The 20,233-nt window shown below is 70.9% G+C and carries 19 protein-coding genes; 15 read left to right on the forward strand and 4 right to left on the reverse strand.

Going from position 1 to position 20,233, the window contains the following annotated elements:
* The first annotated feature begins 1 nt into the window (after window position 1).
* Entirely contained in the window at window positions 2-718 is a 717-nt protein-coding gene (bioD, locus tag AQJ27_RS37275; RefSeq protein WP_067378802.1) for a dethiobiotin synthase, read from the forward strand.
* A gap of 69 nt (window positions 719-787) precedes the next feature.
* Here the strand turns inward: bioD and AQJ27_RS37280 are convergent, their stop codons facing one another.
* Window positions 788-2,956 (reverse strand): helix-turn-helix transcriptional regulator, encoded by a 2,169-nt coding sequence (locus AQJ27_RS37280; RefSeq protein ID WP_079065531.1) that lies wholly within the window; start codon window positions 2,954-2,956, stop codon window positions 788-790.
* Between the two features lie 114 nt (window positions 2,957-3,070).
* Between AQJ27_RS37280 and AQJ27_RS37285 the strand changes: the two genes are divergently transcribed.
* Both AQJ27_RS37285 and AQJ27_RS37290 read left to right on the forward strand, forming a co-directional pair.
* On the forward strand, window positions 3,071-3,757 hold the full coding sequence (locus tag AQJ27_RS37285) for an esterase/lipase family protein (protein ID WP_067378805.1): 687 nt from the start codon (window positions 3,071-3,073) through the stop codon (window positions 3,755-3,757).
* A 128-nt stretch (window positions 3,758-3,885) separates the two neighbouring features.
* The gene (locus AQJ27_RS37290) at window positions 3,886-4,572 is read left to right on the forward strand and encodes a class I SAM-dependent methyltransferase (RefSeq protein ID WP_067378809.1); all 687 of its coding nucleotides are present in this window, start codon (window positions 3,886-3,888) and stop codon (window positions 4,570-4,572) included.
* On the opposite strand, the gene AQJ27_RS37295 is transcribed toward AQJ27_RS37290, so the two are convergent.
* Both AQJ27_RS37295 and AQJ27_RS37300 read right to left on the reverse strand, forming a co-directional pair.
* Window positions 4,573-4,947, reverse strand: a complete 375-nt coding sequence (locus tag AQJ27_RS37295) for a hypothetical protein (RefSeq protein WP_054228993.1) — start codon at window positions 4,945-4,947, stop codon at window positions 4,573-4,575.
* A 4-nt stretch (window positions 4,948-4,951) separates the two neighbouring features.
* Window positions 4,952-5,215 (reverse strand): toxin-antitoxin system, antitoxin component, encoded by a 264-nt coding sequence (locus tag AQJ27_RS37300; protein WP_067378812.1) that lies wholly within the window; start codon window positions 5,213-5,215, stop codon window positions 4,952-4,954.
* A 147-nt stretch (window positions 5,216-5,362) separates the two neighbouring features.
* Between AQJ27_RS37300 and AQJ27_RS37305 the strand changes: the two genes are divergently transcribed.
* The 8 genes from AQJ27_RS37305 (at window position 5,363) to AQJ27_RS37340 (ending at window position 15,941) form a co-directional block, all read left to right on the forward strand.
* A complete protein-coding gene (locus AQJ27_RS37305; RefSeq protein WP_067378815.1) occupies window positions 5,363-6,265 on the forward strand; it encodes an ABC transporter ATP-binding protein in 903 nt (300 codons plus the stop codon).
* Window positions 6,266-6,275: 10 nt separating this feature from the next.
* The gene (locus AQJ27_RS37310) at window positions 6,276-8,840 is read left to right on the forward strand and encodes an FtsX-like permease family protein (RefSeq protein ID WP_067378817.1); all 2,565 of its coding nucleotides are present in this window, start codon (window positions 6,276-6,278) and stop codon (window positions 8,838-8,840) included.
* A gap of 104 nt (window positions 8,841-8,944) precedes the next feature.
* Window positions 8,945-9,844, forward strand: coding sequence for an LLM class F420-dependent oxidoreductase (locus AQJ27_RS37315; protein WP_067378819.1), 900 nt, complete (start codon window positions 8,945-8,947; stop codon window positions 9,842-9,844).
* A 57-nt stretch (window positions 9,845-9,901) separates the two neighbouring features.
* Entirely contained in the window at window positions 9,902-10,327 is a 426-nt protein-coding gene (locus AQJ27_RS37320; RefSeq protein WP_067378822.1) for a GNAT family N-acetyltransferase, read from the forward strand.
* Window positions 10,328-10,487: 160 nt separating this feature from the next.
* Window positions 10,488-11,831 (forward strand): hemolysin family protein, encoded by a 1,344-nt coding sequence (locus AQJ27_RS37325; protein WP_067378824.1) that lies wholly within the window; start codon window positions 10,488-10,490, stop codon window positions 11,829-11,831.
* Complete coding sequence (locus AQJ27_RS37330; protein ID WP_067378829.1) at window positions 11,828-12,841, forward strand: hemolysin family protein; 1,014 nt, start codon at window positions 11,828-11,830, stop codon at window positions 12,839-12,841. The genes AQJ27_RS37325 and AQJ27_RS37330 overlap by 4 nt, the downstream gene beginning before the upstream one ends.
* A 105-nt stretch (window positions 12,842-12,946) precedes the next feature.
* Window positions 12,947-13,786 (forward strand): SGNH/GDSL hydrolase family protein, encoded by an 840-nt coding sequence (locus AQJ27_RS37335; protein WP_067378832.1) that lies wholly within the window; start codon window positions 12,947-12,949, stop codon window positions 13,784-13,786.
* Between the two features lie 244 nt (window positions 13,787-14,030).
* Window positions 14,031-15,941: an OmpL47-type beta-barrel domain-containing protein gene (locus tag AQJ27_RS37340; protein WP_159064492.1), complete on the forward strand. Its 1,911-nt coding sequence runs from the start codon at window positions 14,031-14,033 to the stop codon at window positions 15,939-15,941.
* A 444-nt stretch (window positions 15,942-16,385) separates the two neighbouring features.
* Here the strand turns inward: AQJ27_RS37340 and AQJ27_RS37345 are convergent, their stop codons facing one another.
* Window positions 16,386-16,919 (reverse strand): hypothetical protein, encoded by a 534-nt coding sequence (locus AQJ27_RS37345; RefSeq protein ID WP_067378838.1) that lies wholly within the window; start codon window positions 16,917-16,919, stop codon window positions 16,386-16,388.
* A gap of 516 nt (window positions 16,920-17,435) precedes the next feature.
* Here AQJ27_RS37345 and AQJ27_RS37350 point away from each other — a divergent pair.
* From AQJ27_RS37350 to AQJ27_RS37365, 4 genes are all read left to right on the forward strand, one after another.
* A complete protein-coding gene (locus AQJ27_RS37350; RefSeq protein WP_067378840.1) occupies window positions 17,436-17,774 on the forward strand; it encodes a DUF4326 domain-containing protein in 339 nt (112 codons plus the stop codon).
* A 137-nt stretch (window positions 17,775-17,911) separates the two neighbouring features.
* On the forward strand, window positions 17,912-18,526 hold the full coding sequence (locus tag AQJ27_RS37355; RefSeq protein WP_067378843.1) for a hypothetical protein: 615 nt from the start codon (window positions 17,912-17,914) through the stop codon (window positions 18,524-18,526).
* Window positions 18,527-18,590: 64 nt separating this feature from the next.
* Window positions 18,591-18,824: a ferredoxin gene (locus AQJ27_RS37360; RefSeq protein ID WP_067378846.1), complete on the forward strand. Its 234-nt coding sequence runs from the start codon at window positions 18,591-18,593 to the stop codon at window positions 18,822-18,824.
* Window positions 18,821-20,215, forward strand: a complete 1,395-nt coding sequence (locus AQJ27_RS37365; RefSeq protein ID WP_067378848.1) for an NAD(P)/FAD-dependent oxidoreductase — start codon at window positions 18,821-18,823, stop codon at window positions 20,213-20,215. Before AQJ27_RS37360 ends, AQJ27_RS37365 begins: the two co-directional genes overlap by 4 nt.
* The last annotated feature ends 18 nt before the right edge of the window (window positions 20,216-20,233 follow it).

Consider the following 20,233-nt stretch of genomic DNA (forward strand, 5'->3'; position numbering starts at 1 on the left):
CATGGCGGTTCTGGTGATCACGGGGACGGGCACGGAGGTCGGCAAGACGGTGACGACGGCCGCCGTCGCCGCCACGGCCCTCGCGGCCGGACGCTCCGTGGCCGTACTCAAGCCGGCGCAGACGGGTGTACGCCCGGACGAGCGCGGCGACGCCGACGAGGTGGCCCGGCTCGCGGGCGCCGTGACCACGCTCGAACTCGCCCGCTATCCGGAGCCGTTGGCTCCCGCGACGGCCGCGCGGCGGGCCTCCCTGCCCCCGGTGCGCCCGGTCGCGGTGGCGAAGGCGGCGGCCGAACTGGCCACCGAGCACGACCTCGTGCTGGTCGAGGGAGCGGGCGGTCTCCTCGTCCGCTTCGACGACGAGGGCGGCACGCTGGCGGACGCGGCGAGCCTGCTGGACGCGCCGGTGCTGGTGGTGGCATCAGCGGGCCTCGGCACCCTGAACACCACCGAGCTGACGTCTCGTGAACTGCGGCGCCGTGGGCTGGACCTGGCGGGAATCGTCATCGGCAGCTGGCCCGACTCCCCCGACCTGGCGTCGCGCTGCAACCTCGCGGATCTGCCCCTCGTGGCCGAGGCCCCGCTCCTGGGAGCGCTGCCCGCGGGGGCGGGCGCTTACCCGGTCGCCGACTTCTGTGCGCAGGCGCCTGGGTGGCTGGCCTCTCGGCTGGGCGGCACCTGGGACGGAAACGCCTTCATTTCGGCGCAGGGGGTCTGAGCGCCCCGTCAGGGGCGCGGGGAACCGCGCGCTCAACCCCCACCTGCCCGCAGCCGAAGGACAGCCCCCTCACCCCTCCCCCAACAACCGCACCAACTCGATCCGTGACCGAATCCCCAACCGCGCGAACACCCCCCGCAGATGGTGGTCAATGGTCCGCGGACTGAGCAACAACCGCGCCGCGATCTCCCGATTGGTCGCCCCGTCGGCCGCCATGCGCGCGACCATCAACTGCTGCGCGGTGAGACGGGCGACGAGATCGTCGGCGCCCCGCACCGGGGAGACGGGCTCTCCCAGGACACGGAGTTCGGTCCGCGCCGCCGCCGCACACTGCGGCGAACCGAAGTGCTCGAACGCCTCGAGGGCGCTGTGCAGCCGGTCACGGGCCTCCGTCCGGTGCCGCAGTCGCCGTAGCGCACCACCGAACAGCAGCTCCGTGCGGGCACGTTCGAAGTCACGGGTGCCCGAGGCGTGCAGATCGAGGGCGGTGCGGTAGTGCTCGACGGCCTCCGTGCCGGAGGCGAGCAGGGCCCGGCAGCGGGCGCTGAGCGCCAGATCGTCGGGGCTGCGCACGGTACGCGCCCAGTGGTCGTAGTCGGCGTGGGCGGCCCGGGCGACCCGTGTGTCGCCGGTGCGGACGGCGGCCTCGACGTAGTGCGGGGTGGCGATGTGGCGGATGGCGCGGTGCCCGTGCCCGGGGCCGAATCCGGCGAGGGCGCGCAGCCGGGCCGCCGAGGCGGCGTAACGGCCGGTGCTCAGGTCGAGGAAGGCGAGCGCGAACAGGGCCAGCGCGGCGGGCAGGCCGAGCCCGCGGGCGAGGGCGTAGGCGCGGGCGGCCTCGGCGCGCTCCCGGCAGACGTCCTCGTCGCCGGTGACCGCGGCGAACATCGCGAGGGCCGCCTGCAGATGACAGGCCCCGTTGTCCTGGCCGGTGGTGTACGCCTGGCGGAGGGCCTCCAGGGTGGCGGCCTCGGCGGCCTTTGGCCGACCGGTCCAGAAGTCGGCGTACGCCCGGAACTCCATGGCCTGGGGAACGGTGACCCCGTCTCCCCCGGCCCGGGCGGAAGCGGCGGCCCGGACGGTGGCGGTGGCGGCCGCGGTGTGGTCGCCGAGCATGAGTGCGGCGATCCCGGAGTGGATCAGCAGGGTGGGATCGCCCCCGGGACCGCAGCGGCCGGCCGCCGCCTTCAACAGGTCCCGCGCGTCGTCGTAGCGGCCTTCGAACGCCGCGGCCAGCCCGCCCAGCGTGCCGGGCGGCACGATCCCGAGCCGGTCGGCGACGGCCGCCGCCTCCCGGCACCGGCGCAGGTCACCGGTGTAGATCGCGGCTTCGGTGGCGCGGGCGAGGAGGTGGACGGCGGCGTGCCGGGGGTGGTCCGTACGGGCCGGCCCCGGGCCGTCGTCGGCGTAGCGCACCGCGGCCGTCAGCAGCGCGTCGAACGCGTCCGTCGCGTTGCCCGCGCGCAGCGCGAGCAGACCGCCCAGGGCGTCGTCGTCGGTGGCGGCGACGAGCCGGCGGGCACGGTCGGCGTCGCCGGACCGCCAGGCGTCGGCGGCGGCACGGGCGAGCAGCCGGGCCCGCTCGCTCGGCTCGGGGGACAGCGCGGCGGCGCGTTCGACGAGGGCGCAGGCCAGGGCGTGGTCGCCCGCGGTGCGCGCGGTGTGGGCCGCCGCCCGGAGTTCGGCGGCGAGGCGTCGGCTGGGACCGAGCGCGGCGGCGCCCCTGTGCCAGGACCGCCGGGGTGACTCGCCCTCGCCGCGCAGGACCCGGGCGAGCAGGAGGTGGACGGCGCGCCGGTCCGTCACAGAGGCGGTCTCGTAGGCCGCTATCCGGGTCCACGGATCGCGGAAGACGATGCCGCCCGCCGTGGCGTGGGCGACTCCGGCCACCTCGGCGGTGACGAGGGGCCGGGTGTCGAGCCGGGCCGCGGTGACGGCCCGCAGGAAGGCATGGGTGTCGACCGGGTACTGGTCGGCCGCCGCGAGGAGCAGGAGGCGCCGGGTGGTGTCGGGCAGGGCGCGGACCTCCTGACGGTACGCGCGCAGGAGTACGGGAGGCTGTGCCGGCAGCGGGTCGAGGCCGGTCAATTGACGCTCGGTCAGTGCGGAGGCGAGTTCCGCGGCGGCGCGGCGGTCGCCGTGCGCGGTGCGCAGGATCCGTACCCGTACGCCTTCGGGAAGCGAGGGGCCGAGCTCGGGTTGTGCGGGGCCGCGTACGGGGTTCGCCGAAGTCACCACCCGAATGACGTTACTGGTGAGTTAACTGGCAAGTAAAGACCGGCGATTTCACCGATGCGGCGCGCGTAGACCCCAGCTGACACTCCAGGCACCCCACCCTTGTCTGGAGGCACCATGCAACGCCACTCGCGTCGCATCGCCACGTACTTCTCCGCCATGGTCGCGGCGCTCCTCGTGTCACTCTCCCTGTCCGCCGTGCCCGCCCGGGCCGCGACCCACAATCCCGTCATCTTCGTGCACGGCCTCAGCAGTTCGGCGAGCAGTTGGGACGACTGGATCGCCGACTTCAAGGCCGACGGCTACAGCGGCTCCGAGCTGTTCGCGTGGTCGTACGACTGGGGCCAGTCGAACGTGACCACGGCCCAGCAGCTCTCCACCGAGGTCAAGAACGTCCTCGCGCAGACCGGCGCGTCGAAGGTGGACCTGGTCGTCCATTCCATGGGCGCTCTGAGTGCGCGCTACTACCTCAAGAACCTCGGCGGGACCTCGTACGTCGACGACTTCGTGTCCACCGCCGGGGTGAACCACGGAACCACGGTCGCGAGCTGGTGCACATGGCTCTACACCTCGTGCGCCGAGATGTACACCGGCAGTTCGTTCCTGACCTCGCTGAACTCCGGTGACGAGACGCCGGGCAGTGTCTCGTACGCCAGCTACTGGTCGAACTGCGACGAGCTGATCAACCCGGACACCAGCGCGGTCCTGAGCGGCGCCACCGATGTGGAGGTGGGCTGCATCTCGCACACCGACATGAACAACGACTACGGCGTCTACAAGCAGGTGCGCGACTTCGTCGCCTGACGCGTGGGCCGACCCGCGTATGACGTAGGTCGAGCGTCGTAAAGCGTGTGGTCGAGCGTCGTAGAGCGTGTGGCGGACGTCCTGGGGGGACAATCCCGGTAAGACCCCGTCCTCCCGGGAGGTCCGTCATGCCCTTCAGGTCAGCCGGCTCGGCCAAGCTGTCGCACGACGCCGTACACCATCCGCTGTTCGCCCGGTACTACGCCCGTATCAGCGTGGCGGCCGACACCAGGATGGGCATCGGCGCGGTACGCGACCGGCTGCTCACCGGTCTTTCGGGGCGGGTCATCGAGATCGGCGCGGGCAACGGGCTGAACTTCGCGCACTACCCGAGCGCCGTCTCCGAGGTGGTCGCGATCGAACCCGAGCGGATGCTGCGGCAGTTGGCCGTGGAGGCCGCGCTGCGCTCCGAGGTGCCCGTGGACGTGGTGCCGGGCGCGGCGGAGGCGCTGCCGGTCAAGAGCGAGGCGTTCGACGGGGCGGTGCTCTCCCTGGTGCTGTGCAGTGTGCGCGATGTGCCGCGGGCCCTCGGTGAGGTGCGGCGCGTGCTGCGGCCCGGTGGCACGGTGTGGTTCTTCGAGCACGGCAAGGGCGGCGGACCTGTGATGACGTCCGTCCAGCGCGGACTGGACCGGACGGTGTGGCCGCGGCTGAACGGCGGTTGCCATCTGGCCCGCGACCCGATCGCCGCGCTGCGCGAGGCCGGGTTCGAACTGGGTCCCTACCGGCGGCTGTTCATTCCCGAGAAGGGTCCGCGGCTGCCCACGTCGTACTGCGTGCTGGGCAGCGCGAGGCGCCCGCCGGTCAGGGAGTAGTCACAGACTCCACTGCCGCAGCTCCTGTGCGATCTCGTGCACGGTCGCGTCGCCGCCCTTCACCAGGCGGGCGAGTTCGCGCACCTGCTCGGGCGAGGTGACGACCTTGAGGCCGCTGGCGACGAGATAGGCGTACGCGACGGCCGAGGCGAACATCGCGTTGGACCGTTCGAGCGCGGGGACGTGCAGCAGCAGCTGGAGCAGTGCGGCGGCGCGGGCGTGCGGGCTGTCGTAGACGGGAATGCCGAATATCTCCGCCTCGTGCCGGCTGACGGCGGCGACGAGGGCTCCCCAGTCGGTGACCTGGGGATCTCCGGGCGTCTTCTGTTCGGCGATCATGAGGAGCCAGGCGAGGTCGACTCTGAGACTGCTCAAGGGATCAACGACGACCTTCGCGTGAGCCGTCCCGGAACGTGTCCCGTGCGCCTTCCCGGTCCGCGCCGAACTCCTCGGCGAAGACGTTCGCGTACTGCTTCATGAAGTCGGAGGCCGCGTCGACGAAGGTGTGGCCGACCTCTCCGGTGTCCTGTCTGACCAGCTCTTCGATGTAGCGGTTCACGCTCATGCCGCGCTCCAGGGCCCGCTCCCGGGCGGCCCGGGCCGTGCCCTCGTCCACCCGCACGTTCAGCTGAGTCTTCGCCATACCTCGAAGCTAGCGCCGAAGTGCTAGCACCCGCAAGGGGGCGACTCGCCGGAGCCGGTACCTCGGGGGGATACCGGCTGTGGGCGGGCTCACACTACGCTCGGCCGGGACCGGGGAGTCAGGACGTCCATCACGGAGGAGGCGGCCTTGTCCACACCTGCTGCGGAGCACGCCGTCGGACGACGGGACGCGGACGGGGTCGCCGCCCGCGCCCGCGGCCTGACGAAGGCGTACGGATCCGGCGAGACCACCGTCCTCGCCCTCGACTCGGTCGACGTGGACATCGCGCGCGGCCGCTTCACCGCGGTCATGGGCCCCTCGGGTTCCGGGAAGTCGACGCTGATGCACTGCCTCGCGGGACTCGACACCGTCTCGGCCGGACAGGTGTGGCTCGGCGACACCGAGATCACTGGGCTCAAGGACCGTGAGCTGACCCGGCTGCGCCGGGACCGGATCGGGTTCATGTTCCAGTCCTTCAATCTGATCCCCACCCTGAACGCGGCCGAGAACATCACGCTGCCGATGGACATCGCGGGCCAGAAGCCCGACCAGAAGTGGCTGGACCAGGTCATCGACACGCTCGGGCTGCGGGACCGGCTGAAGCACCGGCCCGCGCAGCTCTCCGGCGGACAGCAGCAGCGCGTCGCCTGTGCGCGGGCGCTCGCCTCCCGCCCCGAGCTGATCTTCGCGGACGAGCCGACCGGCAACCTCGACTCCCGTGCGGGGCTCGAGGTCCTCGGCTTCCTGCGCGAGGCGGTCGACGACCTCGGCCAGAGCGTCGTCATGGTCACGCACGATCCGGGAGCGGCGGCCCACTCCGATGTGGTGCTGTTCCTCGGGGACGGGCGGATCGTGGACGAGATGGAGCGGCCTACGGCGGAGGCGGTGCTGGAGCGCATGCGGCACTTCTCCGGGAGCCGCCCGACCGCCGGGGGCGCCTCCGACGACGTGGCCGTGGACGTGGTCCTGGCCGCCGACTCGGACGACGCACCTCTCGGCGCATCTCTCGACGCGTCTCTCGACACTCTCGACACCTTCGACAAGGACTGAGGCGGCGGACGTGCTCAAGGCGACTCTGCGGAGCTTCCTCGCCCACAAGGGGCGGCTGCTCCTGTCCGCGCTGGCCGTCGTGCTGTCCGTGGCGTTCGTGGCGGGCAGCCTGATCTTCTCGGACACGGTCACCCGTACGTTCGACCGGCTCTTCGCCTCCACCGCGGCCGATGTGACCGTGTCGCCGAAGAACGACCTCAAGTCGCGGGTGGCGACCGGCGCCACGCCGACGCTGGCCGCCTCGCTCGCGGACCGGCTCGCGAAGGTCGACGGCGTGGCGGCCACCCATGTGGACGTGAGCGTCGAGAACCTCACCATCGTCGACCGCGAGAACAAGTCGATCGGACCGACCTCGGGCGCGCCGACCATCGCCACCAACTGGCAGGTCACCAAGCGCAGCCCGGTGAAACTGACCTCCGGCCACGCCCCGCACGGCGCCGACGAGGCACTGCTCGACGCGGACACCGCCAAGCACAAGCACGTGGCGATCGGCGACACCCTGACGGTGCAGGCAGAGCGCACCTTCCCGGTGAGGATCGTCGGCATCGCCACCTTCACCACCACCAACCCCGGTGCCGCGCTGCTGTTCCTCGACACCCCCACCGCGCAGACGAACCTGCTCGGCAGCCGGGACGCCGCCACGAGCATCGCGGTGGACGCGGCGCCCGGGGTCGCCGACGCTCCGCTCAAGCAGCGGATCGCGGCACAGGTGGGCACCGGGAGGTACGAGGTGAAGACCGCCGACGAGCAGGCCAAGGACGCCGCCGCGCAGCTCGGCGGATTCCTGGACGTCATCAAGTACGTGATGCTCGGCTTCGCCGGCATCGCCGTACTGGTCGGCGTCTTCCTGATCGTCAACACCTTCTCGATGCTCATCGCCCAACGCACCCGTGAGCTGGGCCTGTTGCGCGCGCTGGGCGCGGACCGGCGGCAGGTGCGGCGGTCCGTGCTCACCGAGGCGCTGCTGCTCGGTCTGGTCGGCTCGACGCTCGGACTCGCCGCGGGGATCGGTCTCGCCCTCGGACTGATCCGCCTCATGAGCGCGTTCGGGATGAACCTCAAGTCCACCGAGATGGTGATCGGGTGGCCGACCCCCGTCACGTCGTACGTCGTCGGAGTCGGCGTCACCTTCGTGGCGGCGTATCTCCCCGCCCGGCGCGCGGCGGGTGTCTCCCCGATGGCGGCCCTCTCGGACGCCGAGGTCGCCGGGGTGGGAAGGCCGCTGCGGACGCGCGCCCTGGTGGGCTCGGTCGTGGGCGTGGCCGGAGCCGCCGCGCTGGCCGGCTGCGCCACGGCGTCGAAGACCGCGACGTCCGCCTCCCTCCTCGGCCTCGGTGTCGTACTCACCCTCATCGCGACGGTGATCGCGGGTCCGCTCCTTGTACGGCCGGTGATCCGGGTCCTGGGCGGTGCCTTCCCCGCCCTGTTCGGCCCGGTCGGCCGGATGAGCCAGCGCAACGCGCTGCGCAATCCGCGGCGCACCGGCGCCACGGCGGCCGCGCTCATGGTGGGCCTCGCGCTGGTCGGCGGAATGTCCGTGGCGAGCGCGTCCATGAGCAAGTCCTTCGACCACCAGATCGACAAGACACTGGGCTCCGACTTCGTGATCCAGAACAGCAACTTCGTGCCGTTCACCAGGGAGATCACGGACAAGGTGCGCGCCACCGAGGGTGCCGGGCTCGTCGTCCGCCAGCGGTTCACGCCGGTCGCGGTGCGGCTGCCGGACGGCAAGCGGGTCGAGACGACCGCGGCGGGCTACGATCCGCGGCTCGACGACGTCGCCCACGTCACGTACACCCAGGGGGACACGGCGGCGGCGCTCGGTGCCGGGCGCCTGTCGATGGACGCGACGTTCGCGCGGGACCACGGCGTGCGCGTCGGCAGCGTGATCCCCGTCGAGTTCCCCGCCGAGCGGAAGACCGAGCTGACGGTGGGGGCGCTCACCGACCAGGGCGGCTCCGGGGGCTTCGGAATGCAGGGCGGGCTGGTCTTCGGCTTCGGCACGGTCGAGAAGTACGTGCCCGGCGGGCAGGACTCGGCCCTGTACGTGAACGCGGCCCCCGGCACGAGCCCCGACCGGCTGCGCGCGCACCTGGAGCAGACGCTCAAGCCCTATCCGCAGGTGCAGGTCCGCGACCAGGCCGACTACAAGAAACTCGTGCACGACCAGATCGCCGTGCTGCTGTACCTCGTGTACGCGCTGCTCGGACTCGCGATCGTGATCGCGGTGCTCGGCGTGGTCAACACCCTCGCCCTGTCGGTGGTCGAACGCACCCGTGAGATCGGGCTGCTGCGCGCGATCGGGCTCGCCCGGCGCCAACTGCGCCGGATGATCAGGCTGGAGTCGGTGGTGATCGCCGTGTTCGGCGCCGTCCTCGGCCTCGCGCTCGGGCTGGTCTGGGGCGTCTGTGTGCAGCGGGTCCTCGCGCTCCAGGGCATGAAGTCGCTCGCCATCCCCTGGACCACCATCGTCGCCGTGGTCGTGGGTTCGGCGGTCGTGGGCATAGTGGCGGCGCTGCTGCCGGCGCTGCGTGCCTCGCGCATGAACGTCCTGGCGGCCATCGCGCACGAATGATGTGCGCGTCCTGTTGAGGTACACGTCCTGTCCACCGACGTACTCGCGTCCGGCCCACCCCGTTCGCCCCATGCGCACAAGTGGCTCGAGAATGAGGAGAGTTCATGTCGCAGTCCTTGGGCTCCTCCCGCCCGTTCCGGTTCGGCGTCAATCTGCTCGCCCCCGCGCCCCTCGACGAGTGGCGCGCCAAGTGCCGACGCGCCGAGGAACTCGGTTACGACGTGATCCTGGTCCCCGATCACCTGGGCATGCCCGCGCCCTTCCCCTCGCTGGTGGCCGCGGCGGAGGTCACCGAGCGGCCCCGCCTCGGCACCTTCGTGCTCAACGCGGGCTTCTGGAATCCCACGCTGCTGGCCCGCGAGGTCGCCACCACGGACACGCTGACGGGCGGCCGCCTCGAACTCGGGCTCGGCACCGGCTACATCCGGGCGGAGCACGACACGGCGGGCCTCCCCTGGGGCTCGCCGCGCGAGCGGGTCGACCATCTTCAGCGCACCGTCGAGGAGTTGGAGCGCCTCCTCGGTTCGGACGAGCACCGGCCGGGAACGGTGCAGCGACCCCGCGTGCCGCTGCTGATCGGCGCCAACGGCGACCGGATGCTGCGGCTCACCGCCCAGCACGCGGACATCGCGGCGTTCACCGGCGCGCGCACCAGCCCGGGCGGCACGCTGGAGCCGATCACGGCCGCCGCACTGGACGAACGCGTCGCCCTGTACCGGGAGGCCGCACAGGGGCGCAAGGAGCCCGCCGAGCTCAATCTGCTGATCCAGATCCTCGCCGTCACCGAGGACCGCGGCGCCGCGATCCGGCCCTGGCTGCCCCGTATCCCGAACCTGACCGAGGACGAGGTCCTGGGGCTGCCGATCGTGCTGGTGGGAACACTGGAGCAGATCGTCGCGCAGGTGCGGGCGCAGCGGGAGCGGTACGGGTTCTCGTATCTGACGGTCCTGGAGCCGAACATGGAGGCGTTCGCCCCCGTCGTCGCGGCGCTGCGGGGCGAGTGACCGTCCGGATGGTGGAATTCGGTGCTGCCCCACGGAACGCGTGATGGGATCGGGGCCATGACCGACTTGCGGATACGGGCCGCGACGCCCGAGGACCTCGGCACCGTGCTGGCCTTCTGGAAGGTGGCGGCCGAGGGCACGAGTATCAGTGACGACCGGGACGGCGTGGAGCTCCTGGTCGCCCACGATCCGGAGGCGCTGATCCTGGCCGAGGACGACGGCGAGCTGGTGGGCACGGTGATCGCGGGCTTCGACGGCTGGCGCTGCCATCTGTACCGGCTCGCGGTGCATCCCGGGCGGCGCCGCCGCGGGATCGGCTCCGCTCTGCTCGCCGCCGCCGAGGAGCGGTTCGTACGGCTCGGGGGGCGGCGCTCGGACGCGATGGTGCTGCGGCGGAACGAGACCGGGCAGCTTGCGTGGCGGGCCGCCGGGTACGAGCTCCAGGAGCAGTGGCGCCGCTGGGCGAAGCCGCTCACCGACTAGCCTCCAGCACCCCAGAGGGTACTTTGCCGATCCTTTACCATGGGAGGATCACCCGGTCCTTCCATGAAAGGTGTGAGCGTCCGCCGATGGGCGAGCCTCCCCGTACCCGACATCGCGCGATCCCCCCGCCCCTGGCCGATCATGGGACGGAGGTGACCCGATGACCGAAGTGCTCCTCCTCCTGGTGGCGGTGCTGCTCTCGCTGGCCTGTGGCGCCTTCGTCGCGGCGGAGTTCTCACTGACCACGGTCGAGCGCAGCGAGCTCGAACGGGCCGTCGAGCGCGGCGAGCGCGGCGCGTCGGGCGCCCTCAAGGCCGCACGGAATCTGACGTTCCAGCTGTCCGGCGCCCAGCTCGGCATCACCGTCACCAACCTGGTCGTCGGCATGCTCTCCGAGTCGTCGATCGCCAAGCTGATCGCGGGTCCGCTGGAGTCGCTCGGCGTCTCGCACTCCGCGTCCCGTTCGGTGGCGCTGGTCATCGGTACGGCCCTGTCGACGGTCTTCCTGATGGTCGTCGGCGAGCTGGTCCCCAAGAACTGGGCGATCTCCTCGCCGCTCGCCGTGGCCAAGCGGGTGGCGACGCCGCAGCGCTGGTTCAGCGCCGCGTTCCGCCCGTTCATCACGCATCTCAACAACACGGCCAACCGTGTCGTACGGGTCTTCGGCCTCGAGCCGACCGAGGAGCTGGCCTCCGCGCGCGGGCCCAAGGAACTGGTCGCCCTGGCCCGGCACTCCGCCAAGGAGGGCGCCCTGGAGGCGGACACCGCCGAGCTGTTCGTGCGCACCCTGAACCTCGCCGACCTGACCGCGGAGAACGTGATGACCCCGCGTGTCCAGGTCGTCGCGCTGGATGTCCAGGCGACCTGCGAGGACGTGGCGAACGCGACACGGGCGACGGGTCTGTCCCGCTTCCCCGTCTACCGCGGCAACCTCGACTCGGTCGTGGGCGTGGCACACATCAAGGACGTGGTGGCGGTACCCGCCGAGTCGCGGCCCCGCACCCCCGTCTCCCAGATCATGCGTGAACCCCTGTTCGTACCGGAGTCACTCACCGTCGACCGGCTGCTCGACCGGCTGTCCGGCGGACGCACCATGGCCGCCGTCATCGACGAGTACGGCGGCACGGCGGGCGTCGCCACCCTGGAGGACATCGTCGAGGAGGTCGTCGGCGAGGTCCGCGACGAGCACGACCCGCACGAGACGCCCGACCTGGCCCCGGCAGGCACGGACGAGGAGGGGCGGACGCTGTACTCGGCCGACGGGTCCGCCCGCACCGACCAGCTGGCCCGCGTCGGGCTGCGCGTGCCCGAGGGGCCCTACGAGACCCTGGCCGGTTTCCTCGCGACCGGGCTCGGCCGCATCCCCGCCATCGGGGACACCGTCGAGGTCGCCGGGTGGCGGCTCGACGTGGTGGACGCCTCCGGGCGGCGGGCCGCGCGGGTGCTGCTGCACGCGCCGCGCGACGGGGAGCGGCGCTACGACGAGAAGAGGGGGCCGCGATGACCGTCGTACAACTACTGATCGGGCTGGCGACGCTGGTCGTGAACGCCTTCTTCGTGGGCAGCGAGTTCGCGCTGATCTCGGTGCGCCGCAGCCAGATCGAACCGCACGCCGAAGAGGGCGACCGGCGGGCACGCAGCGTCCTGTGGGGCCTGGAGCACGTGTCCGCGCTGCTGGCGGCCGCGCAGCTCGGCATCACCCTGTGCACGCTGGTCCTCGGCATCGTGGCCGAGCCCGCGATCGCGCACCTGCTGGAACCGGCGTTCCACGCGCTGGGCGTCTCGCAGAGCGCGGGCCACGCGATCTCGTTCGTGATCGCGCTCGCCCTGGCGACCTATCTGCACATGCTGCTCGGCGAAATGGTGCCGAAGAACATCGCGCTCGCGGAACCGGTGCGCACCGCGCTGGTGCTCGGACCGCCGCTGGTGACGCTCTCCCGGGCGCTGCGCCCGGTGATCTTCACGATCAACGCCTTCGCGAACGGCCTGCTGAAGCTGCTGCGGGTCGAGACGAAGGACGAGGTCGTCGCCACCTTCTCCGACGACGAGCTGGCCAGGCTGGTCAGGGACTCCGGCGCGGCGGGGCTCATCGACGACCGCGCTCTGGAGCGGTTGCACGACGCGCTGGAGCTCGGCCGCCGGCCCGTACGGGACGTGGTGCTGCCACTGGAAGGTGTCGTCTACGCGCGCGTGGGCGTCACTCCGGAGGAGCTGGAACGGCTGTCCGCCGAGTCCGGCTTCTCGCGCTTCCCGGTCGTGGACGAGGGGCGCCGCATCGTGGGCTACCTGCACGTCAAGGACGCACTGGACGCGACACCGCGCGAGTTGCCGTTCCGGGTGGAGGACATGCGGCCCATCGCGCGGGTGCGGGAGAGCACCCCGCTGGACGACGTGCTCACGGCGATGCGCCGCAGTCGTACGCATCTCGCGGCCGTCATGGGCAGCGACGGACGGATGACGGGGCTGGTGACGATGGAGGACGTGCTGAGGGAGCTGTTCGGACAGACGGTGTGAGCGCGGCCGGGGATCCGGACGTGATCGAGCAGTGGCTGGTGCTCCCGGCCCGGAGGGGGCCCGACCGACCGGCGAGTATGCGTGCGGGTTAGCATCTTGTCCGCCATGCAGACGAATGCCACCTACACCAGTCTTGTCGCGGTCGGCGACTCCTTCACCGAGGGCATGTCGGACCGGCTGCCCGACGGCTCCTACCGCGGCTGGGCCGACCTCCTCGCCGGCCGGATGGCCACGCGGACGCCCGGCTTCCGGTACGCCAACCTCGCGGTGCGCGGCAAGCTGATCGGACAGATCGTCGAGGAACAGGTGGACGTGGCGGTCGCGATGCGGCCCGACGTGATCACCCTCGTCGGCGGACTCAACGACACACTGCGCCCCAAGGTCGACATGGGACGCGTCCGCGCTCTCCTGGAGGAGGCCGTGGAGCGGCTCGCCCCCGCCTGCGAGCGGCTCGTCCTGATGCGCAGCCCGGGCCGCAACGGTCCGGTGCTCGAACGGTTCCGGCCGCGTATGGAGGAGCTCTTCTCCGTCGTCGACGAGCTCGCGGACCGGCACGGGGCGCTGGTGGTCGACCTCTATGGGGCGCCCTCACTCGCCGACCCCCGGATGTGGGACGTGGACCGGCTGCATCTGACGCCCGAGGGGCACCGCCGGGTCGCGGAGGCCGTCTGGCAGAGGCTCGGGTACGCCCCCGAGGACAAGGAGTGGCGTACGCCGATGCCGCCGACGGCGCCGCCCGGCTGGGTCGCCCGCCGCGCCGCCGACGCCAGCTTCGCCAAGCAGCACCTGCTGCCCTGGATAGGACGACGGCTGACGGGACGCTCATCGGGTGACGGCCGGACAGGCGCCCAGTTCAGCGCTGAGCTGGGCAAAGCCTTCTGGGTCACCCCTGCGGACCACACAAACCCCGGCCCTGTGACGGACTGGCGACGGGTGGGGCACTAACCCAGAGCGCCGCCCGATCGGACCGAAAGGTCACACCGGTCTCGGCGCCGGCACCCCGTCAGCCTCCCACCAAAGCCGCCGAAGGCTTCTCCGGCCGCTGAGGCCCAGCGGGACGCGACGACGTGACGGGCTGCAACATCCGGAAGGATCATCGCCGGAGACCGGCAACGCACGGACGACCACCGGAGTGACAACGCGTCGCGTCACGCGAGGTAGACACTGAGCGTTACCATACCGTGCCGCCATGAACACACAGCGTCATGTCGGTGTTGCCTGGAGACGAGCCGGCGGCACAGGCCTGTCCCGCCCCGGCAGACTCACGATCCTGGGCATGCTGACCCTGGTACTGGTCACTCTGGCGGCAGCCGCCACGCCGGCCGCTGCCGCGCTGCGCTCGGGTTCCCTGTTGACCGTGCGGTTCACCAACAACAGCGACCGCGATCTGACCCTGGGCCAGTCCAGGTACAACGGGTGCCCCACCACCCTGCCGGAACACATCGGCGCGGGCACCACCGTCAGTTGGACCCTCAACGCGTGCAACGACCCTCGCGGCAACGTGGGGACCGTGGCTTTCAACATCAACCGGGAGTCCGGGCAGGCGAACATCGGGTGGGACGCCCCCCTGTTCGGTTCGGCCGGCTACACCGCGTCAGCGCCGTCCGGCTACGTGATCAGTCACAGCGGCGGTCAGGGCTTCGACCCGACCGTCGACTACACCTTCGACTGCAACTCCAAGACCTGCGACGGCATCCCCGACAGCTGGAAGACGAACGGCATCTACATCAACCCGACCGACGGCAGCGCCCACACCCAGCCTGGGCCCGGCCGGAAGTTCATCAACCTGCCGGCGATGGGGGCCAGCGTCGACAAGCCGGACGTCTTCGTCCAGGTCGACTGGATGGCGGACAAGGACCACAGCCACGCCCTCTCGCCCGAGGCGATCAAACGGGTGGTCGACGCCTTCGCGAACTCGCCCTACAACCGCCACTCGCCCAGCACCGGCATCAACCTGCACGTGGACGCAGGGCCGGACAGCATCCTCGACTTCGCGGCCGAGACGAAGTGGGGAGACCTGAGCACGGCCCGGAAACTCACGGAGACGAAGAACCTGGGAACCTCGGTCAACGGTCTCTACCAGTGGGATGCGTTCAACAAGATCAAGACGGAGACCGGAGGCTTCAAGAGCACCGGTCGGGCGCCGATCTTCCACTACGCCATCTCGGCACACAACCTGGAGTCCGGCAGCACCTCCAGCGGCATCGCCCCCACCCCGGGAAGTGACCTCATCGTCAGCCTGGGCAGCTTCGCCAATCAGGTGGGCACCGTCTCCGAGCAGGCCGGCACGTTCATGCACGAGTTGGGCCACAATCTCAACCTGGAGCACGGCGGGAACAACAACGTCAACCACAAGCCGCAGTACTTCAGCGTGATGAACTATGCGTACCAGATGGGCCTCACCTCCGGGTCCACCACGGGAAGCATGGACCTCTCCCATCAGAACACCGCACTCGACGAGAACAGCCTCTACGAAACGTCCTATCCGACCACCAGCGGGAACCACGACCTGAAGCACTACTGCGCGAACCCGGGAGGAGGCGGCGCCTACGTCACCGTTCCCTCGGCGGACGAGCAGGTCGACTGGAACTGCGACGGCCAGATCAGCCAAAGGCCGGTCAGCTACGACATCAACGGCGACGGACAGCGCACTCGGCTCACCGGCTGGGACGACTGGGGCAACCTCCTGCTGCGCGTCGGCTCCATCGGTACCAACGCCTCGGGCAGCATGCCGGCGCCGACGGTGGAGAACGAGATGACCCCGGCCGACGAGGCGATGAACGAACCGCTGGACACCACGCCACCGGTCACCAAGGCCACGACGACCCCGCGCCCCGACAGGCACGGCGTCCACCACTCGAATGTCACCGTCACCCTGACCGCCACGGACGACCTGTCCGGTGTGGCCAGGACCGAGTACAACCTCGACGGCAGGGGCTGGAAGCAGTACACCTCACGGTTCAAGGTACGGGGCGACGGCAAGCACCAACTGCTGTTCCGCTCGATCGACCACGCGCAGAACCATGAGCGCGCGAAGTCCCTCAGCATCCGTATCAAGGGCGACTCGCACAGGTACGAGGACGGGGACTCCGGACTCTGAGATCCGACTCCTGATCCGAAACACCGTGACGGCCCCCGGTTCGCCCGGCGGGCCGTTCGGTTTTCGTCGGCCGGATCCCTTGAGGAGCCCTTACAGGAACGAGTTGATCTCGATCGCGCCGCCGGACTCAGGTCGGCCGCCGACCTGCGCGAAGTTTGGTCATGGGTTTGCGCTTCTTCTTGTTCCGGTTGTCGGCGCTCGGCTTGGCACCGCTCGGCCGGCCAGCCGCTCGGGTCCACCAGCAGGTCCTCGGTGGTGCCCGCGTCCTCCGTGCCGTCGCAGCCCATGCCGACGATGTTGGCGTGGTCCATCGGCCTGCCGTCGGTCCGGTTCAGCCTGCAGTGGTAGATCGGGCCGGTCTTGCCGGACGAACGCGGCCATACGGACGAGCCGCCGCACCACGTACGGGGGCCAAGGCCACGTTCTTCCGGGACCCGGGCGCCATCAGCGGCCCTCGAACCGGCGCAGCCCGACCCGCCGGGACAACCAGACCAGCAGCTCGAAGAGCACCAATACCACCGGCAGGGCCCACGCGGCGATGTCGATCCCGCTGTAGTCCGTCTCGGCCGGCTCCGGCGCCGTCCAGCCGTGCGGGTCGACGAGCACGTCCTCGGTCTGCCCGACTTCCATCGGCCCGTCGCAGGAGTCATTACCCAGCTCGGCGTGCTTGAGCGGCTTGCCGTCCACCCGCCCCAGATGGCAGGAGTACTCCGGCCCGTGCTTGCCCTGGTACGTCTTCACCGAGGTGACCCGCACCTCCACCCGCTGCCCTTGGTGCGCCATCACCTCCGCCTGCAGCACCGGCCCCGGCCCGGACAGCGCGGCGATCCCCACGATCACCCCGCCGACGATCAACCACCCGTTCGGCGCGGCGGTGATCAGCAGCGAGAGAGTCGCGATCAGCGTGAAGGTCCCGAGCACCAGCCCGAGCACGCTCCAGTCCGGATTGGCGGCCAGCAACGACAGCCCGACGATCACCGGCGGACCGAAAAACGCCATCGTGGTGAGGCGACGGACCCGCCGGGACGAGGTCGCGGTGGCTGTTCGAGGCACGGCGTCAGTGTGACGAACGGGGGCATCAGGTCGAAGAGCGGGGTCCGTTACTACAGTCGCGCTCTCGATGAGCACCTGTGATCCGAGCGATGTGGCATGCCTGGCGCACCGGGCACCGGCCCTGGCATGAGGAGATGTTCCGGCCCGGCGAGCGTGCGACGGTATACTTCTGCTCCTGCGGTGAGCAGTTCTGGCCCCTCACGAAGGAGGCGCCGTACCCCGACTGGCCAGGTGTGTCCAGCACTCGGCGGTGTTGATGTGGACGCCGAGGATCCCGCGGACGTCGATGCCGTGGGCGACCAGGCGGCTGGAGAAGTGATGGCCTGCGTAGTGGCGGGGCCATCCGGTGACGGACGCCCGGCCAAGCGGCCGGAGATGCTGCCGTACGAGGGGTCCGTGGGGTAGACACCGTTGGGTAGGCGGACGGCCGAAGGGAATCCCATGCCCACCAGCGTGATCAACCTCAAGGGTCATATCCACGAGTTCGGCCCCCGGCTCGAACACGCCCCGGCGGACCTCGTCTACATCGGCCGCCGCTGGACCATGGGCCACTGGGACCTCCCGCAGCACCCGCTCTACAACCCCTACGCCTACGACACCCCCACCAAGAAGCGCGACGGCACCCGCGCCGAGATCATGGAGAAGTACCGGGCGTATCTCCTGGAACGCCCCGACCTCCTCGATCAGGTGCCCGCCCTGCGTGGCAAGACGCTGGCCTGCTGGTGCGCACCCGAGCTGTGCCACGGCGACATCCTGGCCGAGCTGGCCGACGCACCGTAGCGCGGCCGACTCCCGCAACCGGCCTCCGGCCCAGCGGGGACGTCACCCCCACGGGTGTCCCCGGTGGCGTGGGCGCACCCGTACCTGCTTGCTGGACCGAGAGGGGAACGGGGGCTTCGGGAAGAGAGCGAGCGCCGATGAAGCCGAGGGAAGAACGGCTGCGGACGCCGCGCGCCGCCGGGCTGGCGGGGACGGTGTTCGCCCTCCTGCTGGCGGCGGGGATCGTACTGGTGCGGATCGCGATCCCCGCGGGGAACGCCGCCGACGCGACCGTCGCGCCGAACGAACGCTGGGCGGTGCGTACGGCTTTGGAGATCCTCCCGTTCGCGGGGATCTTCTTCCTGTGGTTCATGGGCGCCCTGCGCGCACGGGTCGGCGATGCCGAGGACAGATTCATCGCCACCGTCTTCATGGGCAGCGGACTGGTCTACGTGGCCACCATGTTCGCGGCCGGCGCCGCGGCGGGCAGCGTACTGAGCCAGCCCTCCGGCTTCGGCCGCCACTTCGCCTACACGCTGATGACGACGTACGCGCTCCGCATGGCCGCCGTGTTCGTCTTCACGACCTCGACCATCGGTCACCGTCTCGGCGTCCTCCCCCGTCCGCTCGCCGTCCTCGGCTATCTCGCGGGGCTTGTCCTGCTCGTCGCGGGATCCTCACTGCCCTGGTCGGAGCTGGTCTTCCCGGCCTGGGCACTGGTCGTCAGCCTGCACCTCCTCCGTGTCGGCCTGCGTACGCCGGCGAGCGGCTGAGCACCCTCTCGCGCATGCTGTGGAGGAGGGGGACGGGAACGGGCCACGGAAAGGCAGATCCTCGGTGAGGCTTGTCGTCGATCTCAACCGCTGCCAGGGATACGCGCAGTGCGCCTTCCTGGCTCCCGATGTGTTCGCCATGCACGGGGACGAGTCCCTGCTCTACCGCCCCGAGGTCGAGGAGGACCGGCGCGAGGACATGGCGCGAGCCGTGGCCGCGTGTCCCGTCCAGGCCATCATGGTGGACGCGAACTCCCCCGGCGGGAACCCCGGATCCGACCGGGAGGCCGGCCGGTGAGCGTCGACGGTTCGCTGGACCGGCTCAAGCGTGAAGGCCGCATCGTCGTCGTCGGCGCCTCACTCGCGGGACTTCGGGCCGCGGAGACCCTGCGGGAGAAGGGGTTCGCCGGTTCCCTCACGATGATCGGGGACGAGCCCTACGAGCCGTACGACCGACCGCCGTTGTCCAAGCAGGTCCTGCTGGGCAGGGCGACGGCGGACCGCACCGGCCTCCCCCGGCTCCGCGCCGTCGACGCGCAGTGGCGCCTCGGGGTCCCGGCCACCGGCCTCGACATGGCGGCCCGGCGGGTACGGCTGGCCGACGGCGACGAGGTGGAGTACGACCGGCTGCTCATCGCCACCGGTGTACGAGCCAGACCCTGGCCCCAGGAGGACGAGGCGGAGCTCGACGGGGTGTTCGTGCTGCGGACCCGCGACGACGCCGAAGCGCTGGAGCGCTCGCTCGCGCAGGGCCCCCGCCGCGTGCTCGTCATCGGCGCCGGGTTCACCGGCTCCGAGATCGCCTCCGCCTGCCGGGAACGCGGGATCGCGGTCACCGTGGCCGAACGGGCCGACGCGCCGCTGGTCGGAGCGCTCGGCGGAGTCGTCGGCGAGGTCGCGGCCGAGCTGCAGCGCAAACACGGCGTCGACCTGCGCTGCGGCGTCATGGTGACCCGCCTGGAGGGCGACTCCGCGGGACACGTCCGCGCCGCGCACTTCTCCGACGGGAGCACCGTCGAGGCCGACGTGGTGATCGTCTCCCTCGGTGCCCAGCGCAACACCGAATGGCTCGCCGGGTCGGGACTCGGCGCGGGTCTGCGGGGCATCGCCTGTGACGCCGGGTGCCGGGCCTTCGACATCCGGGGCATCGTCACCGACGACATCTATGTGGCCGGTGACGTCGCGCGGTCCCCGCACCCCCTGTTCGGATACCAGTTCCTGTCCCTGGAGCACTGGGGCAACGCCGTCGCCCAGGCCGAGACCGCCGCGCACAACATGCTGAGCGAGAGCGCCGACCGCCGCCCCCACATCTGGGTGCCCGCCTTCTGGTCCTCCCAGTTCGGCGTGAACATCAAGTCCGTCGGGGTGCCGTCGATGGGCACGGAGATCCTCATCGCCCAGGGTTCCCGCAGCGAGCACCGGTTCACCGGCGTCTACGGGTACCAGGGGCGCGTCATCGGCGCCGTCACCTTCGACCAGACGAAGTGGCTGCAGTTCTACCAGCAGCTCATCGAGACCACGGCGCCCTTCCCACCGGCCTTCCCCACGGTGGACCGCCGTCCCGAGGGGCAGCAGCCGATCCCCGCCGACTTCCCCGACCCGTCCGTGCCCACCCACGGCCCGACCGTCACCCTCAGCGGATACGCGCCGGACGACCGACGGCTGACGTTCACCCCCGCTCGGCACTGATCCGACGTTCCCTAGGAC

The organism is Streptomyces olivochromogenes (genome assembly GCF_001514115.1).
Taxonomy (GTDB): domain Bacteria; phylum Actinomycetota; class Actinomycetes; order Streptomycetales; family Streptomycetaceae; genus Streptomyces; species Streptomyces olivochromogenes.

Excerpts from the sequence above, each read along its gene's own strand:
- bioD (WP_067378802.1), top strand. The coding sequence starts at position 2 with ATGGCGGTTCTGGTGATCACGGGGACGGGCACGGAGGTCGGCAAGACG.
- AQJ27_RS37285 (WP_067378805.1), top strand. The coding sequence starts at position 3,071 with ATGCAACGCCACTCGCGTCGCATCGCCACGTACTTCTCCGCCATGGTC.
- AQJ27_RS37290 (WP_067378809.1), top strand. The coding sequence starts at position 3,886 with ATGCCCTTCAGGTCAGCCGGCTCGGCCAAGCTGTCGCACGACGCCGTA.
- AQJ27_RS37300 (WP_067378812.1), bottom strand. The coding sequence starts at position 5,215 with ATGGCGAAGACTCAGCTGAACGTGCGGGTGGACGAGGGCACGGCCCGG.
- AQJ27_RS37315 (WP_067378819.1), top strand. The coding sequence starts at position 8,945 with ATGTCGCAGTCCTTGGGCTCCTCCCGCCCGTTCCGGTTCGGCGTCAAT.
- AQJ27_RS37320 (WP_067378822.1), top strand. The coding sequence starts at position 9,902 with ATGACCGACTTGCGGATACGGGCCGCGACGCCCGAGGACCTCGGCACC.
- AQJ27_RS37325 (WP_067378824.1), top strand. The coding sequence starts at position 10,488 with ATGACCGAAGTGCTCCTCCTCCTGGTGGCGGTGCTGCTCTCGCTGGCC.
- AQJ27_RS37330 (WP_067378829.1), top strand. The coding sequence starts at position 11,828 with ATGACCGTCGTACAACTACTGATCGGGCTGGCGACGCTGGTCGTGAAC.
- AQJ27_RS37335 (WP_067378832.1), top strand. The coding sequence starts at position 12,947 with ATGCAGACGAATGCCACCTACACCAGTCTTGTCGCGGTCGGCGACTCC.
- AQJ27_RS37340 (WP_159064492.1), top strand. The coding sequence starts at position 14,031 with ATGAACACACAGCGTCATGTCGGTGTTGCCTGGAGACGAGCCGGCGGC.
- AQJ27_RS37350 (WP_067378840.1), top strand. The coding sequence starts at position 17,436 with ATGCCCACCAGCGTGATCAACCTCAAGGGTCATATCCACGAGTTCGGC.
- AQJ27_RS37355 (WP_067378843.1), top strand. The coding sequence starts at position 17,912 with ATGAAGCCGAGGGAAGAACGGCTGCGGACGCCGCGCGCCGCCGGGCTG.